At 59.0% G+C, this 15,858-nt stretch carries 12 protein-coding genes; 6 read left to right on the top strand and 6 right to left on the bottom strand.

The genetic code is table 11. The annotated features are described in order from the left end of the window. Window positions 1-74: 74 nt before the first annotated feature. Window positions 75-917 carry a pca regulon transcriptional regulator PcaR gene (pcaR, locus tag AC1RS8_RS21840; protein ID WP_057716093.1) on the bottom strand — a complete coding sequence of 281 codons (843 nt, stop codon included), beginning with the start codon at window positions 915-917 and terminating at the stop codon, window positions 75-77. Window positions 918-1,602: 685 nt separating this feature from the next. On the opposite strand from pcaR, the gene AC1RS8_RS21845 reads away from it, so the two are divergent. Both AC1RS8_RS21845 and AC1RS8_RS21850 read left to right on the top strand, forming a co-directional pair. Then, window positions 1,603-1,803 (top strand): hypothetical protein, encoded by a 201-nt coding sequence (locus AC1RS8_RS21845; protein ID WP_007986337.1) that lies wholly within the window; start codon window positions 1,603-1,605, stop codon window positions 1,801-1,803. A 376-nt stretch (window positions 1,804-2,179) separates the two neighbouring features. Beyond that, window positions 2,180-3,655 carry an inorganic phosphate transporter gene (locus tag AC1RS8_RS21850; protein ID WP_057716094.1) on the top strand — a complete coding sequence of 492 codons (1,476 nt, stop codon included), beginning with the start codon at window positions 2,180-2,182 and terminating at the stop codon, window positions 3,653-3,655. 275 nt (window positions 3,656-3,930) lie between these two features. Here the strand turns inward: AC1RS8_RS21850 and ccoM are convergent, their stop codons facing one another. From ccoM to AC1RS8_RS21865, 3 genes are all read right to left on the bottom strand, one after another. After that, window positions 3,931-4,041, bottom strand: a complete 111-nt coding sequence (ccoM, locus tag AC1RS8_RS21855) for a cytochrome c oxidase subunit CcoM (RefSeq protein ID WP_007976669.1) — start codon at window positions 4,039-4,041, stop codon at window positions 3,931-3,933. A 143-nt stretch (window positions 4,042-4,184) separates the two neighbouring features. Further along, entirely contained in the window at window positions 4,185-4,346 is a 162-nt protein-coding gene (locus AC1RS8_RS21860; RefSeq protein ID WP_008016476.1) for a hypothetical protein, read from the bottom strand. Between the two features lie 99 nt (window positions 4,347-4,445). Then, a complete protein-coding gene (locus AC1RS8_RS21865) occupies window positions 4,446-4,787 on the bottom strand; it encodes an aspartate-semialdehyde dehydrogenase (RefSeq protein WP_150812953.1) in 342 nt (113 codons plus the stop codon). A 217-nt stretch (window positions 4,788-5,004) separates the two neighbouring features. Between AC1RS8_RS21865 and rapA the strand changes: the two genes are divergently transcribed. After that, complete coding sequence (rapA, locus tag AC1RS8_RS21870) at window positions 5,005-7,851, top strand: RNA polymerase-associated protein RapA (RefSeq protein ID WP_057716096.1); 2,847 nt, start codon at window positions 5,005-5,007, stop codon at window positions 7,849-7,851. A gap of 170 nt (window positions 7,852-8,021) precedes the next feature. Here rapA and AC1RS8_RS21875 read toward each other — a convergent pair whose 3' ends face one another. Beyond that, window positions 8,022-9,371 carry a spinster family MFS transporter gene (locus AC1RS8_RS21875; protein ID WP_057716097.1) on the bottom strand — a complete coding sequence of 450 codons (1,350 nt, stop codon included), beginning with the start codon at window positions 9,369-9,371 and terminating at the stop codon, window positions 8,022-8,024. Window positions 9,372-9,639: 268 nt separating this feature from the next. On the opposite strand from AC1RS8_RS21875, the gene AC1RS8_RS21880 reads away from it, so the two are divergent. Both AC1RS8_RS21880 and AC1RS8_RS21885 read left to right on the top strand, forming a co-directional pair. Further along, window positions 9,640-10,005: a YkgJ family cysteine cluster protein gene (locus tag AC1RS8_RS21880; protein WP_046043993.1), complete on the top strand. Its 366-nt coding sequence runs from the start codon at window positions 9,640-9,642 to the stop codon at window positions 10,003-10,005. Between the two features lie 146 nt (window positions 10,006-10,151). Then, window positions 10,152-12,368, top strand: a complete 2,217-nt coding sequence (locus AC1RS8_RS21885; protein ID WP_489339912.1) for a putative bifunctional diguanylate cyclase/phosphodiesterase — start codon at window positions 10,152-10,154, stop codon at window positions 12,366-12,368. Here AC1RS8_RS21885 and AC1RS8_RS21890 read toward each other — a convergent pair. Continuing rightward, window positions 12,325-13,221, bottom strand: a complete 897-nt coding sequence (locus AC1RS8_RS21890) for an NAD(P)-dependent oxidoreductase (RefSeq protein WP_489339911.1) — start codon at window positions 13,219-13,221, stop codon at window positions 12,325-12,327. The genes AC1RS8_RS21885 and AC1RS8_RS21890 overlap by 44 nt on opposite strands. A gap of 196 nt (window positions 13,222-13,417) precedes the next feature. Between AC1RS8_RS21890 and AC1RS8_RS21895 the strand changes: the two genes are divergently transcribed. Beyond that, on the top strand, window positions 13,418-15,613 hold the full coding sequence (locus AC1RS8_RS21895) for a hypothetical protein (protein WP_057716101.1): 2,196 nt from the start codon (window positions 13,418-13,420) through the stop codon (window positions 15,611-15,613). The last annotated feature ends 245 nt before the right edge of the window (window positions 15,614-15,858 follow it).

Genomic DNA, 15,858 nt, shown 5'->3' on the forward strand with positions numbered 1-15,858 from the left:
AAGCCGCGACAGTAATGATCCGGAGGAAACAGCGTCAATTCGATAAACGCGACTCTGTGCGTTTATCGAACGGCTTAGGCAAACAACTGGGCGCTGAGGTCGCGGCTGGCGCTCAACAAACCGGGCAGGAACCGCTGTTCCAGTTCATTGCGGCTGACTCGCCCGGCGTGAGTGCTGACATTGAGGGCCGCAACCACCTGCCCGGAAGCGTCGTACACCGGGACGGCAATCGAACGCAGTCCTTGCTCGAGTTCCTGGTCGACGATGCACCAGCCTTGCTGTCGCACCTCTTGCAGGCATTCGAGCAACGCCTCGGGGGTGTGGATCGTGCGGCTGGTCTTGGCTTGCAATTCGGCGTGGTCGAGGTATTCGCCCAGCGAGGTGTCATCCAGCGCGGCCAGCAGGATCCTCCCCATCGAGGTGCAATAGGCCGGCAAGCGCCCGCCCACCGACAGGTCCACCGAAATCAGCCGCTGCGTGGTCGCGGAGCGCGCGATGTACAGAATGTCATCACCCTCCAGCGTGGCCATGTTGCAGGCCTCGTGCAGTTGCTCGCTCATGCGGTCCAGGTAAGGCTGGGCGGAAACCGCCAGCGGCGTTGATGACACATAGGCATGGCCGAGGGTCAGCACTTTGGGCAGCAGCGAATAGGTGCGGCCGTCGGTGGTGGCGTAGCCGAGCTTGATCAGAGTGTGCAGGCAACGACGCACGGCGGCGCGGGGAATTTCCGTGCGGTGACTGATCTGGGCGATGGTCAGGTGTCGTTTGCGCTCCTGGAACGCTTGCACCACGGCCAGGCCACGGGCCAGGGACGTCATGAAATCCGGGTCGCCGGTCAGTGCCTGGATCCGTTTGGCAGGTGAGGCAACGATGGGAGGAGCCACTGAAGCGAAGGAATTGCGCATTTGATCGTTCATACAAGGTCCTTTTACCCATTCGGATCAGCGACTATTACAAAGGGCGAGCCTGGCGCTCAAGCCCGGCCCGCCAACTCCGTGCGATTATCGAACGCTCGACCGATAATCGCAATCCGTCGTGTAAATCACATGCGCTGATGCCCGGTTTTCGCTGACTTGCGCCCCCATGTTTACGCCGACTCGACACAGGACTTAATGGGGCAATCCAATTACCGTAACTTGCCTGATTTAATGGCGTCAGAAAGGCATCGCAGCAATGCGGTATCCGTCGACGTTCTAGTTAATCGCAAAGTTTCGAGCAACAAAACGGTCACACACCAAGATTCACTTTTAACTCTTTGGAGATAGTGTTCTTCAAATCGGCCGCTATAATACAATTCAGTAGCGCTTCGGTTTTTTACTTGCCGAACCCGCTGCCCGGCCAGGCGATGTTCCATCGCCGTTGCCCGTTGCAAGCGCCAGATCCGCATTGCACAGCCTTGCCATCGCGCTTGCCGAAACAGGAAACTGAAGCTACGTCAGCTATTTATCTCTGGTGTCGTGGCCGCCTGTGACATGGAAGTATTGATCACGTTGTTGCCAAAAACGATGCCTTGACGGGCATTGCCCACTCGACGAACGTGATCAAACGATTTGATGCAGCGCGTTTTCACCAGAATTTATCCCAACTCAATCAGGTAGCACTGTGACGAAAGACGAACTGCGCGCGGAACTAGAGCGCCAGGAACAACGTTACAAGGAAGTTTACGGCGGAGAAGTCACCACTTACGCCGCTCAACCCGAACCGGAACGCAAACCCTGGCGTAAACGCGCCACCGTTCAGGATCAGGTTTTCCAGCAAGAACTTCAAAAAATGGAAAAGGAACTCAAAGCCGAAGAGCCGTGACTGCTTCGGCCTGATCCTTACAAGGGCCTGCCTCTGCACCCGTTAAAAGCGGGATGTATTGATGTTGCCTTTCGCGCCCGCTACGAGCGGGCAGCGGCCATCACCGTCGTCAAATCAGGCAGATTTCCGGTATCTGACCTATTTCTCAGATTTTTCTCACAACCGTTCAAGCCCCTCCTGCCGGGCCGTGAAGGTTTTGTGACAGTCTATTTTTTCAATAAAATCAATGACTTAAAAAACACAGCAAAACCGTGGGTTTTCAGGTCCTGCGGCAAAAAAATTCGTTGAAGAATGTTACCGATGAGCAGCTAGTGCATTGATTAGCAGTCTTTTCTGGCATAATCGCGCCCCCTTATGACCGGGTCAGAAAACCTTCATGATCGATTTATTCAGCGGACTGGATGCTTGGGTGCTTGTGAGCCTCTTGCTCGCCCTGGCCTTTGTCCTCGCCTTCGAGTTCATCAACGGCTTTCATGACACCGCTAACGCGGTGGCGACCGTTATCTACACCAAAGCCATGCCGCCTCACCTGGCGGTGTTCTTCTCCGGTGTGTTCAACTTCCTCGGCGTACTGCTGGGCGGGGTCGGCGTGGCGTATGCCATCGTCCACCTGCTGCCGGTAGAACTGCTGATCAATGTGAACACCGGTCACGGACTGGCCATGGTGTTCTCGTTGCTCGCCGCAGCCATCACCTGGAACCTGGGCACCTGGTACTTCGGTATCCCCGCCTCCAGTTCCCACACGCTGATCGGCTCGATCCTCGGCGTGGGCCTGGCCAACGCCCTGATCAACGAAATTCCGTTGGCCGACGGGGTGAACTGGCAAAAGGCGATCGATATCGGCATGTCGCTGGTATTCTCGCCAATGGCAGGCTTCCTGATCGCCGCGCTGATTCTGATCGGTCTTAAATGGTGGCGTCCGCTGTCGAAGATGCACAAGACGCCGGAACAGCGCCGCAAGATCGACGACAAGAAACACCCGCCGTTCTGGAATCGCCTGGTACTTGTGATCTCGGCCATGGCCGTGAGTTTCGTGCACGGTTCCAACGATGGCCAGAAAGGTATCGGCCTGATCATGCTGGTCCTGATCGGTATCGTGCCGGCCCAGTTCGTCCTCGACCTGAACAGCACGACCTACCAGATCGAACGGACTCGCGACGCTACGTTGCACCTGAGCCAGTTCTACCAGCGCAATTCCGAAACCCTGGGCGAGTTCCTGGCCCTGGGCAAGAGCTTGAACGGCGACTTGCCGGAGAAATTCCGTTGCAACCCGCAACAGACCGAACCGACCATCACCGCCCTGCTCGGCACCCTCAAGGGTGTAGCCGACTACCATTCGCTGTCGGCGGAAAGCCGCATCGAAGTACGTCGTTACCTGCTCTGCCTGGATGACACCGCGAAGAAAGTCAGCAAGTTGCCAACGCTCGGGGCCCGTGAAAAGGCTGACCTGGACAAGTTGCGCAAAGACCTGACCACCACCACTGAATACGCCCCGTTCTGGGTGATTCTGGCGGTAGCACTGGCCCTGGGCCTGGGCACCATGGTCGGCTGGAAACGCGTGGTACTGACCATTGGCGAGAAGATCGGCAAGCAAGGCATGACTTACTCCCAAGGCATGTCGGCGCAGATCACCACCGCCAGCCTGATCGGCATGGCCAACATCTTCAGCCTGCCGGTTTCCACCACCCACGTGCTGTCCTCGGGCGTGGCGGGCACCATGGTCGCCAACAAGAGCGGCCTGCAAGGCGGCACCGTCAGAACCATCCTGCTGGCCTGGGTATTGACCCTGCCAGCCACCGTGGCCCTGTCGGCCGGGTTGTTCTGGCTGGCCTCGAAGGCGCTGGGTAGCTGATACAGCGGCATCGAAAAAGGCGCGCTCCGCAAGGACCGCGCCTTTTTTATTGCCGCCAATCGCAAAAAATCACTGTAGGAGCGAGCTCTGCTCGCGATGACCGCAAGGACAACGCGTACATTCAGGCAGCCCGCGTCATCGCTGGCGTCCATCGCGAGCAGAGCTCGCTCCTACAGGGTTACGTGTTTACCGATAGTTTTTTACAGGCAAAAAAAAGGGCAACCGAAGTTGCCCAAAATGCCTTGCGTGCTCATTACATCCAGAAAGAACTACGGTTATTTCCGCTTGTGCGAATCCTTCCAGATAAAAAGTCCGAACCCTGCAAAAAATACAAACATGAGGCTGACAGTCAGCACTCCGGCGATCACCACGTTGTCGAAAAACATGACGCGTCTCCTGTACCTGCCCTGTTGCGATAGGGCTAAGTTAACCAAACGGGCAGGAGAGAATATTGACCGGGATCAATGTCGCCCGAGACTGGGCAAGAGGAAGGGAGAAGTTTGACCCGCATCAATGAATGCGGGGTATTTCAGCGCTTTTTCGGTTTGTTTTTCGGCTTTTTTTTGGCCTTGCCCAATGGCATGGCCTGCTCGAACGCCTGGCGAACTTCATTGAGCCGCTTGTCATTGAGGTCATGAACACGCTTGGCGCGCTCGGCATTGAGGTCAATCAGTTTGTCGTCTTGGCTCATGGCAGTCAGTGCATCGCTTGAAATGAGTTTAAGCCGCCGTAGCGTTCGGCAACCCTGCGCCAATAATGCGGCCTGACGGCCGTGCTGACCAGCCTGCGCTCAAATCTCGATATCGACCCACAACCCTTGCCGCGGCTGATCTTCCATCAGCGGCACCACCGGCACGGTGTTGTCGGCATTGAGTTCATCACCGGGAATTGCCAGGTGAGCCTGCGGGTCATTATCAGCTTCGTGGCGACGTCGTTCCTGCTCCTGCCTGCGGCGCTGTTCCTCGCGCAGCACCAGTCCATCCTCCTCAGGGTTGCGCTTTTGCAGGTCGATCGTGCTTTCACTGGAGCTTTCCTGCACCGGCACCACCGGAGGAATATCCGGACGCTGACGGATCGGGTCGGACTGTGAAGTGATCGGCACGGCACTCAAGGGGAGCATCGGTGGCAGCATGGTTTTCAGTCTCCTGTCAGCAGGCTGTCGGCTGCGGGAATGGCGACTTGAGCCATCGGTCGCAAACTGTGACTCATTTGGCACTCATTAGTGCACCGGGCGGCGCGTCATGCACAGGTGGGCTAACGTATGACTGTGAGTTTTTCTGAGAGTCCTTTGGCCCTGAAGCCCTCATTCCGTTAAGATAGCCCGCTTTTTCAGGTGGGAGTCAGGCAGCATGGCGCAGCAGTATCAACCGGGGCAACGCTGGATCAGTGACAGCGAAGCCGAGCTGGGTTTAGGCACCGTTCTGGCACAGGACGGCCGCTTGTTGACCGTGCTCTATCCGGCCACTGGCGACACTCGCCAGTACGCGCTAAGGAATGCGCCCCTCACCCGTGTGCGGTTTTCGCCCGGTGACTCCATCACTCACTTCGAAGGCTGGAAGCTGACCGTTCGCGAAGTCGACGACGTCGATGGCCTGCTGGTTTACCACGGCCTCAACGGGCAGAACGAAGTGGTCACCCTGCCGGAAACCCAACTGTCGAACTTCATCCAGTTCCGCCTGGCCAGCGACCGTCTGTTCGCCGGCCAGATCGACCCGCTGGCCTGGTTCTCCCTGCGTTACCACACACTGGAACACACCAGTCGCCAGTTGCAGTCCTCCCTTTGGGGTCTGGGCGGCGTGCGTGCGCAACCGATCGCGCACCAGTTGCACATTGCCCGCGAAGTCGCCGACCGTATCGCGCCACGGGTTCTGCTGGCCGACGAAGTGGGCCTGGGCAAAACCATCGAAGCCGGCCTGGTGATCCATCGCCAATTGCTCTCGGGCCGCGCCAACCGCGTGCTGATCCTGGTTCCGGAAAACCTGCAGCACCAGTGGCTGGTCGAGATGCGCCGCCGCTTTAACCTGCAGGTCGCGCTGTTCGACGAAGAACGCTTCATCGAAAGCGATGCCAGCAACCCCTTCGAAGACACCCAGCTCGCACTGGTCGCGCTTGAGTGGTTGGTGGACGACGAGAAAGCCCAGGACGCGCTGTTCGCGGCGGGCTGGGACTTGCTGGTGGTCGACGAGGCTCACCACCTGGTGTGGCACGAAGATCAGGTCAGCCCCGAGTATTCCCTGGTCGAGCAACTCGCCGAGACCATTCCCGGTGTGCTGCTGTTGACCGCCACCCCGGAACAACTGGGCCAGGACAGCCACTTCGCTCGTCTGCGCCTGCTCGACCCGAACCGTTTCCACGACCTGCAAGCCTTCCGCGCCGAGAGCGAAAACTATCGCCCGGTGGCTGAAGCCGTTCAGGAGTTGCTGGACAAGGGACGCCTGTCGCCGCAAGCCCACAAGACCATCCACGGCTTCCTCGGCAACGAAGGCGAAGCCCTGCTGGCCGCCGTCAACGATGGCGACACCGAAGCCAGCGCGCGTCTGGTGCGTGAATTGCTCGACCGCCACGGCACCGGCCGCGTGCTGTTCCGCAACACCCGCGCTGCCGTGCAGGGTTTCCCGGAGCGCAAGCTGCACCCGTACCCGCTGCCGTGCCCGGACGAATACCTCGAACTGCCGTTGGGCGATCACGCCGAGCTGTACCCGGAAGTCAGCTTCCAGGCCCAACCGGACGCCAGTGAAGAAGAACGCTGGTGGAAATTCGACCCGCGCGTCGAATGGCTGATCGATCAACTGAAGATGCTCAAGCGCACCAAAGTGCTGGTGATCTGCGCCCACGCCGAAACCGCCATGGACCTGGAAGACGCCCTGCGTGTGCGCTCCGGCATCCCGGCCACGGTGTTCCACGAGGGCATGAACATCCTCGAGCGTGACCGCGCCGCCGCCTATTTCGCCGACGAAGAATTCGGCGCGCAGGTGCTGATCTGCTCGGAAATCGGCAGTGAAGGTCGCAACTTCCAGTTCTCCCATCACCTGGTGCTGTTCGATCTGCCGTCCCACCCGGACCTGCTGGAACAACGTATCGGTCGACTGGACCGGATCGGCCAGAAGCACATCATCGAACTGCACGTGCCGTATCTGGAAACCAGCCCGCAAGAGCGCCTGTTCCAGTGGTACCACGAAGCGCTGAATGCGTTCCTCAACACCTGCCCGACCGGCAACGCCTTGCAGCACCAGTTCGGCCCGCGCCTGCTGCCGCTGCTCGAAGAAGCCGACGATGGCGAGTGGCAAGCTCTGATCGACGAAGCCCGTACCGAGCGTGAACGTCTGGAAGCCGAGCTGCACACCGGCCGCGACCGTTTGCTGGAGCTCAACTCCGGTGGCGCTGGCGAAGGTGATGCGCTGGTTGAAGACATCCTCGAGCAAGACGATCAGTTCGCCCTGCCGATCTACATGGAAACCCTGTTCGACGCCTTCGGCATCGACAGCGAAGACCATTCGGAAAACGCGCTGATCCTCAAGCCGAGCGAAAAAATGCTCGACGCCAGCTTCCCGCTGGGCGACGACGAAGGCGTGACCATCACCTACGACCGTAACCAGGCGCTTTCTCGCGAAGACATGCAGTTCATCACCTGGGAGCACCCGATGGTTCAGGGCGGCATGGACCTGGTGCTGTCCGGTTCCATGGGCAACACCGCCGTGGCGCTGATCAAGAACAAGGCGCTGAAACCTGGCACCGTGTTACTGGAACTGCTCTATGTCAGCGAAGTGGTTGCCCCGCGCTCGCTGCAACTGGGTCGTTACCTGCCGCCGGCCGCCCTGCGCTGCCTGCTCGACACCAACGGCAACGACCTGTCGGCCCGCGTGTCGTTCGAAACCTTGAACGATCAGCTTGAAAGCGTACCGCGTGCCAGCGCCAACAAGTTCATCCAGGCCCAGCGTGACCAACTGACACCACGGATCAACGCCGGTGAAGCGAAGATCCTGCCGCGCCACACTGAACGTGTCGCCGAGGCGCAGCGTCGCCTGGCCGCCGATACCGACGAAGAACTGGCGCGCCTGACCGCCCTGCAAGCGGTCAACCCGACCGTGCGCGACAGCGAACTGGTGGCCCTGCGCAAACAACGCGAGCAAGGCCTGGCCATGCTCGACAAGGCTGCGCTGCGACTGGAAGCGATTCGGGTGCTGGTGGCGGGTTAACAACCCTTCTCCACCGCTATAAAAAGAAGGCCCGAAGCGATGCGGGCCTTTTTTGTTTACTTCAAATTCAGTAGTGCTGCTGATGGCCTCATCGCGAGCAAGCTCGCTCCCACATTGGATCTTCAGTGCCTATGAGATACCTGTGGGAGCGAGCTTGCTCGCGATAGCGGTTAAGCAGTCACCGCAGAACTGTCAGGCTCAACCACCGCCACCAACCCGTCCTTCATCCGCTTGGCGTCCCTCACAAAACACCGCGAAGCCAGGAACAGAAACACCACGGTGAGCAACAACGCCACCGGTATCAAGTACATCGCGTCATGCAGGCCGACCGCTTTAAACGCCTCAGTCATTTGCTCCGCGCCCGCCGCAAGCATCGCCGTGTGGGCGAAGTGATCCGACAAGGCCCCGACCACCACCGGCCCCAGGCCACCGCCCAACAGGTAAAGCCCGGCAAAGAACAGCGCCATCGCCGTTGCCCGCAACCGAGGCTCGACCACATCCTGAATCGCCGTGTACACGCAGGTGTAAAAGTTGTAGGCGAACAGCCAGCCCATACTGAATACCGCGACAAACACACCGATCTCGATTCGCCCGGAATGCAGCGCCCACGCGGTGCAGACCGTCGAAATCACCAGGCTGAAGGCGGCAAACAAAAGCCGTCCGTTGGCGATGCGCTGGTGAATCTTGTCCGCGATCCAGCCACCGAGGGTCAGGCCGACCAGCCCGGTCACACCGACAATAACCCCGGTCGCCACTGCGGCATCCTGCAACGGCATGAGGAAGTAGCGTTGCAGCATCGGCACCAGAAACGAGTTACAAGCATAGGTGGCGAAGTTGAAACACAGGCCGGCCATCACCAGCCACAGGAAGGTTGGCACTGCCAATACCCGACGGATCGGCCGATCGATTTTTTCCTGCGAAACCTGAACGCTCTCGGCAGCGCCGCGCTTCGGTTCCTTGATGAAAAACATGAAGATCGCCAGGATCAGCCCGGGCACCGCCGCGATAAAGAACGGTGCGCGCCAGCTATCGAAGGCCTTGACCATCGCGCCAATGGTGAAGAACGCCAGCAACAGCCCCAAGGGCAGCCCCAGCATGAAGATCCCCATGGCCCGCGCCCGACGGTGCGCCGGAAACAAGTCGCCGATCAGCGAGTTGGCGGCTGGCGCGTAACTGGCCTCGCCGATGCCGATGCCCATGCGCACGATCAGGAAGCTCCAGAAACTGCCCACCATGCCGTTGACGGCGGTCAACCCGCTCCATACCGCCAGCCCCCAGCCCATCAGCTTGCTGCGCGAGCCGGTATCGGCCATGCGCCCCAGCGGCAAGCCGGCAATGGCGTAGACGATGGTGAATGCCGTCCCGATGATCCCCAACTGGAAATCACTGAGGTGCCATTCCATGCGAATGGGCTCGATGATGATGGCCGGGATGGTGCGGTCGAAAAAATTGAACAGATTGGCCAGGAACAACAGGAACAGAATGCGCCAGGCATTGGCCGCTTGGGTCGAGTTCTGCATGGGTCCGTCTCTTTTATTGTTTTTGGGGCGTCACTGCCCCCGGACTTTGCAATCTAGACAGGCCGGCCGCGCCTGTCTTTCATTATTCGCCAGGCTGATACCAACCCATGGGACGCATCCTGTAGGAGCTTTCGCGGGACGGGTATTTCGCAGTCCGTCCGACCGATGAAAAATACCTTTCAGCCCCCCTTCCCAAGCCGTTGGCGAAGCCTAGAATAGCGGCCTTGTTTCCCCCCCTGTGTCTCCACTCCTCCTTAGATAATCGCCCATGTCCGAAGCCAGTCCGTGTCTGAATTGCGGTGCCTGCTGTTCTCATTTTCGCGTGTCATTTTTCTGGGGTGAATGCGCCTCGTCCGGGGGGACGGTACCCGATGAGCTTGTCGAGCAGATCAGCCCCAGTCGGGTCGCGATGCTCGGAACCGGCTGCAAACCCGTGCGCTGCACCAGCCTGGTCGGAGACGTGGGCAGTACGGTGCAGTGCTCCATTTACGAAAAACGCTCCAGCACCTGTCGGGAGTTCGACGCTTCGTGGGTCGACGGCCTGGCAAATCCCGATTGCGACGCGGCCCGTGCCGCTTTCGGCTTGCCGGCCCTGCAACCCGCGTTCGAGACGCCTCAGAAGCAAATCGCCTAAGTCATATCACTAATCGCTATTAGGCTAATATCAAAAAATTGGCATCAATGTGCCACTACCGCTTGCGCTCCATCCACGCCCTCTATACTCCACGACATTCGCCGACGCTCCTTGCGCCGACCTGAAGCTTAACGATGGGGCATGCTATGGAGTGGCTTGGTTTGCATTTCATTACCGAGCTACCAGAGACTGGGCAGGTCATACTTAATTGCACACATGACCCGTTTCTGGTGCTGCTGGCTTATCTGGTCGCCTGTGTCGGCGGTTTCGCGACACTGGACATGGCCGAACGGGTTGCTCACGCTGAAAAATCCGCGTCTCAAACGCTCTGGCGCTGGGTGGGCAGCGGATGCCTGGCCGGCGGCATCTGGGCCATGCATTTTGTCGGGATGCTGGCATTCCAGGCGCCTATCGATCTTCACTACCAACTGCCTGTCACGGTGTTCTCGCTAACCATCGCGCTGTTCGCCGCATGGCTGGCGATGCATACCCTCAGCCTTCCTGAGCTGAGTTTTCGACAGTGCCTCACGTCATCGGTCGGGATCGGCCTGGGTATCGCGACCATGCATTACGTGGGCATGACGGCCATGCACTCCAATGCCTCGGTCTATTACCATCCGGGCCTGTTCGCCCTTTCCATCGCGATCGCGATCGGTGCCGCACTGGCCGCCTTGTTGCTGGCATGGTATCTGCGCGACGGCGCCGGCATGCTGCATCAGCTTTTCAAATTCTGCGCCAGCCTGGTGCTCGGGGCGGGCATCCTCGGTATGCACCTCACTGCCATGGCCGCGTTCAACATGGTGATGCCCAGCGGCAGCCTGCCAGCGCAAACCGGCGAACACAGCCATCTGCAACTGGCGCTGACCGTGACGGTCATCACCCTGCTGATCATCGGCAGCAGCATCAGCGCGGCACTGGCGGACAAGAAGCTGCAACACAAGGACCACGACCTGCAACGGGTCAACTCCCTGCTAAGCCAACTTGACCAGGCGCGCATGTCGCTGCAACAGCTGGCGCACTACGATGCGCTGACCAACCTGATCAACCGCCGCGGGTTCAACCAGGTCTTCGCTGAAAAACTCATCGAGAAAACCAACAAAGGCGGGATGCTGGCGGTCATGTTCCTGGACATCGACCATTTCAAGCGGATCAACGACAGCCTTGGCCACGATGCCGGTGACGAACTGCTCAAAGTGCTTGCCGGGCACATCAAGAGCTCCGTTCGCAGTCATGAGGATGTGGTCGCTCGCTTCGGCGGCGACGAGTTCTGCCTGCTCATCGACCTGCGTGATCGTGACGAAGCGCGGCAGATGGCCCAACGCATCATGCTGAAAATGAAGGAGCCCATCGAGTTGGCCGGCAGGCGCATGGTCATGACCACCAGCATCGGCATCAGCCTGTTTCCGGAAGACGGCAAGACCTGCGAGGAACTGTTGAAAAACGCCGATCTGGCGCTGTATCAGTCCAAGGGTGGCGGCCGGAACGGGCTGAGTTTTTTCAGTGCCGACCTGAAAACCCGCGCCACACTCGAGCTGCAACTGGAAGAAGAGTTGCGCCACGCCCTGCGTGAAGACACCGGTTTGATGCTTTATTATCAGCCGATCTATGACCTCAAGACCGGTCAGGTGAGCAAGCTCGAAGCCTTGATCCGCTGGCAACACCCGGTCCACGGTTTCCTCGTACCGGATCGTTTTATCGCCATCGCCGAAGCCAATGGCCTGATCGCCGAGCTGGACAACTGGGTGCTGCGCAAGGCCTGCGAGGATCTGGGCGAGTTGTCGCGCCAAGGCTGTGAAGACCTGAAGATCGCCGTGAACTGCTCGCCCCTGAACCTGGCGCGCGAAGAACTGGCCGATGAAATCGAGTACGCATTGCGGGCCTCCGGTGTAGAGCCCCACCGTCTGGAACTGGAGGTCACCGAAAACGCCTTGATGGGCAACATCGCCGACACCCTGGTGCTGCTGCGCCAGATACGCGCCCTTGGCGTTTCGCTGTCGATCGATGACTTCGGCACCGGCTATTCATCCCTGGCCTACCTCAAGCGCTTGCCGCTCAACACGCTGAAAATCGACCGCTCGTTCATCCAGGACATTCCCAAGGCGACCCAGGATATGGAAATCGTCCAGGCGATTATCGTCATGGCCCATACCCTGCACCTGCAAGTGGTCACTGAAGGGGTCGAAACCTTCGAGCAATACCAGTTCCTGGAAGACCATGGCTGTGACTTCGTTCAGGGCTATCTGCTGAGTCGGCCGGTGCCACTGGCCGAACTGCATCCGGTGCTGAACGAAATCAACCAGCGCAAGCACGCCTACACCGTCACGACGCTGAGCCTGGTTCACGGTACATCTGTACTAATGTAGACGGGTCCTTTTCAAGAAACCCCTGACTCCCATGCAGGCGCATCAACTGCGCGGCCAGACCGCTGATCGGTGTCGCCGAGCCTTGTTCACGGGAAAACTTCACCGCTGTATCCAGATCCTTGAGTAACGTCCGTACGTGCCACTTGACCGGTTCGAATCGATTTTGCGCCATCTGCGGAGCCAGGATCTGCAAGGGTTTCGAATCGGCAAAGCCGCCGGCCAGCGCTTCGGCGATCAGGCTGGCATCAACCCCGGAACGCTCCGCCAACGCGACCACTTCGGCAATCACCAATGCATTGCAGGCGACGATCATCTGATTGCACGCCTTGGTCACCTGCCCTGCCCCGACGCCGCCCATATGCGTCACACGCTGCCCCAGGTTCAACAGGACAGGCCTGACCCGCTCCAGATCCTGTAGCTCACCGCCGACCATGATCGCCAGGCTTCCAGCCTCGGCACCGACCACGCCACCGGACACCGGCGTATCGAGCCAGCCCATGCCGGTTTTAGCGGCAAGTTCTGCGGCCATTTCCCGCGTAGCGTTGGGCTCCAGGCTGGAGAAATCCACCAGCAGCTGGCCTTTTTTGGCGCCCTCCACAACACCTGCCGGACCAAACACCACCTCGCGTACGACCGAGGTATCGGCCAGGCACAGCATCACCACGTCAGCGTGCTGGCACAGTTCGGCCGGGCTGGCGACCTGGTGCGCGCCGGCCTCCACCAGCGGCTTGCACTTGTCCGGATTGCGATTCCATACCGCCAGCGGATAACCCGCGGCCAGCAGGCGCCGGCACATCGGCAGCCCCATCAGCCCGATCCCGGCAAACCCTAGCGAAGGTAGCGTTGACATCATTTTGCCTCTTCTTGATTAAAGATCACCGAATATTGGCCGATTCATCATGACTCAGGAAAGGATTCACTCCGAGCAATGCTCAGGCTAAAGACCAAGGCATGGTCCAAGTACGCGCTGAAAAAAGACGCGATTGTATTCCGTGACGGTTCGACGACAGTGAGTCGGCCAACCAATCAGCCCAGGTAGATGGCGAACTATGACTTCTAAAAACAACCCGGCCACTGCGGTAACCGATCTGACGTTGAGCCCCGCGGCCAACAGCCCGTCATCACCTAAGCCATTGATTCAATCGCGCCCGTTGGCGACCCAGCAATACCTGTACTTCACCGAAACCAACACCGACCGCATCCTCGACAACCTCGACGGCCTGCGCGACATGGTGTTCCCGCGCGCACCGCACCTGGAAGGCGACAGCGAACAGCACAGCGATCAGGAATTCCCGTCGGTATGCCTGATCGGCCTGGGCCGCTGTGGCTCGAACATTGCGCTGGACGTGGCGGAACTGGTGTACAACGCCCGCAAGTTCTACCTCAATGAATTCAATAACGAAGATCGCCTGTCGCCGGACAAGCGCTTTGCCGAAAAGGGTTACAGCCCGGCCCAGTGGATCCGCAACAACCTGCGCCTGGGCCAGAACAAAAACACCAAGCCGGTGTTTCTGGTCGAGCCGCTGGTGATGCTCGGCGACCTGGACAAGGACATCGCCGGGCGCATCCGCTTCTCGCGCAAGGGCGAAAAAAGCGGCTTTCTGCGCGACTACAGCAAGATGAAGATCATGGACCTGTCGGAAGTCCACGCCGGTGGCGCCGGTAACGCGCCGATCCTCGGCCAGTACTTGGCCAAGATCATCCTGAACAAGGACACCCAGCGCTTCTCCAGCCCCGACTGGAAAATGATTCACTCGTACCTGATCGACAGCTGCGGCATCAAGGCCAACCAGTCGCGCCTGTATTTCTCGATCTTCAGTGCCGGTGGCGGTACCGGCTCGGGCATGGCCTCGGAGTTCGGCCTGGCCCAGCAGCACTCGTACATGAACAAGACGTTCGACACCAAGCCGATGGACGAGCACGACAGCAAGAGCGGCCACTCCTTCGTCTTCGAACCGATCTTCACCAGTGGCATCTGTGTACTGCCGAACATTTCAGATCACCGCAGTGAAATGTCCGAGGCGCTGCACATCAACGCCGGTCGCCTGTTGTGCAAATACCTGTCGGAAGAGTGGGACTTCTCCTACAACTTCGCCAACGAAGACAGCAGCGAAGCCAGCGTCATGGGCCGCATCCGCCCATGGAACGCGATGATGCTGATCTCCAACGACATCATGCGTTACGCCGAAGAGAACGATGACGGCAATATCCAGAACATTGATGTCAATGCCATGGAAAAGCATGCCAACCAATACATCTCGCAGCAGATCTTCAACATTCTGACGGCCCAGGCGGTGACCACCGACTACGACCAGAACTATTTCCGTCGTGCCGGCATCGACATCGGCGAAACCATTCGCCTGGACGCCAACGACCTGTTCATGAGCCTGGCCGGTCCGGTGGCGATTGCCTACGCCGAGTCCGTTGTGCCGGAAACCCCGGCGCCGAGCAGCGACAAATTCAAGGTGTTCGAGAAAGAGCCGCAACGCCTGAACATCGACGACCTGTTCTTCCGCTCGATCGACCTGCCGCACTTCAACAAGGTCACCCAGGCCATCGAGGGCATCAGCCTGTTGCCGATCGAGTCCAAGCGCTATCGCGCGTCGCTGGAGCAGTACAAGAACTCGGGTTACGACGCGGCGGCCCTGCATGACCTGCACTTCTTCAAGAATTGCTCGTCGGTGGTGTCGATCGTTTCGTTGCCGAAGGACTACAAGCTGTCCTACATGGATTTGAACCGGTTGAAGACTCATCTCAACAGCCTGTTTCCCAACACCACGCTCAAGCGCTACGCGCTGGTGATCGGTGCTTCGGCCAACCTGTCGCTGACCACCCTGATCGCCAAGAGCCCGTGCCTGTCGGACGATTTCCTGACGCTGATCGTGGCCTTCATCAAGCGCTGCTTCGCGAAAAACCCGTACCGCTTCGACGAGACCCTGGACAACTCGATCCTGGACTTCATCATCAACGAACAGTTCGATGAAGACCGGATTGACGAACTACTCAACGAATTCGAGAACCCGGCGAAGATCCTCGATACCAACTGGTACGCGATCAAGCCGATGTACGAGAAGAAGTACCGTGAGCTGATCAACGACAAGGACAAGTTCGTCTCGATCAACGACATCCGCCTGTCCCGGGATTGCGTGAAGAAATCGATCAAGTACCTGCGCGAGATCTACCGTCACCGTATCGGCAAGACCAAGGTTATTTCGTTGAATAACCATACGGGCAAAACGGCTTAACAAGACGCGAAAACTCACCGCCCCTATCGCGAGCAAGCTCGCTCCCACAGTTGACCGCGTTCTGTTTGAAAGAATGCGATCCCTGTGGAGCGAGCTTGCTCGCGATGGCGGCCTTGAATTACTGCAAATCAACATTCAGAAACAATTGAGCAGACGTTCAGTTGCCCTCCCAACTGTTCCCGTTACGTTTACGTCACCGTGAGGCTGTGGCCTTTCTCTACGGCAACATGCCATCACGCTACTCG

Source organism: Pseudomonas sp. GW821-FHT12A04 (genome assembly GCF_058807755.1).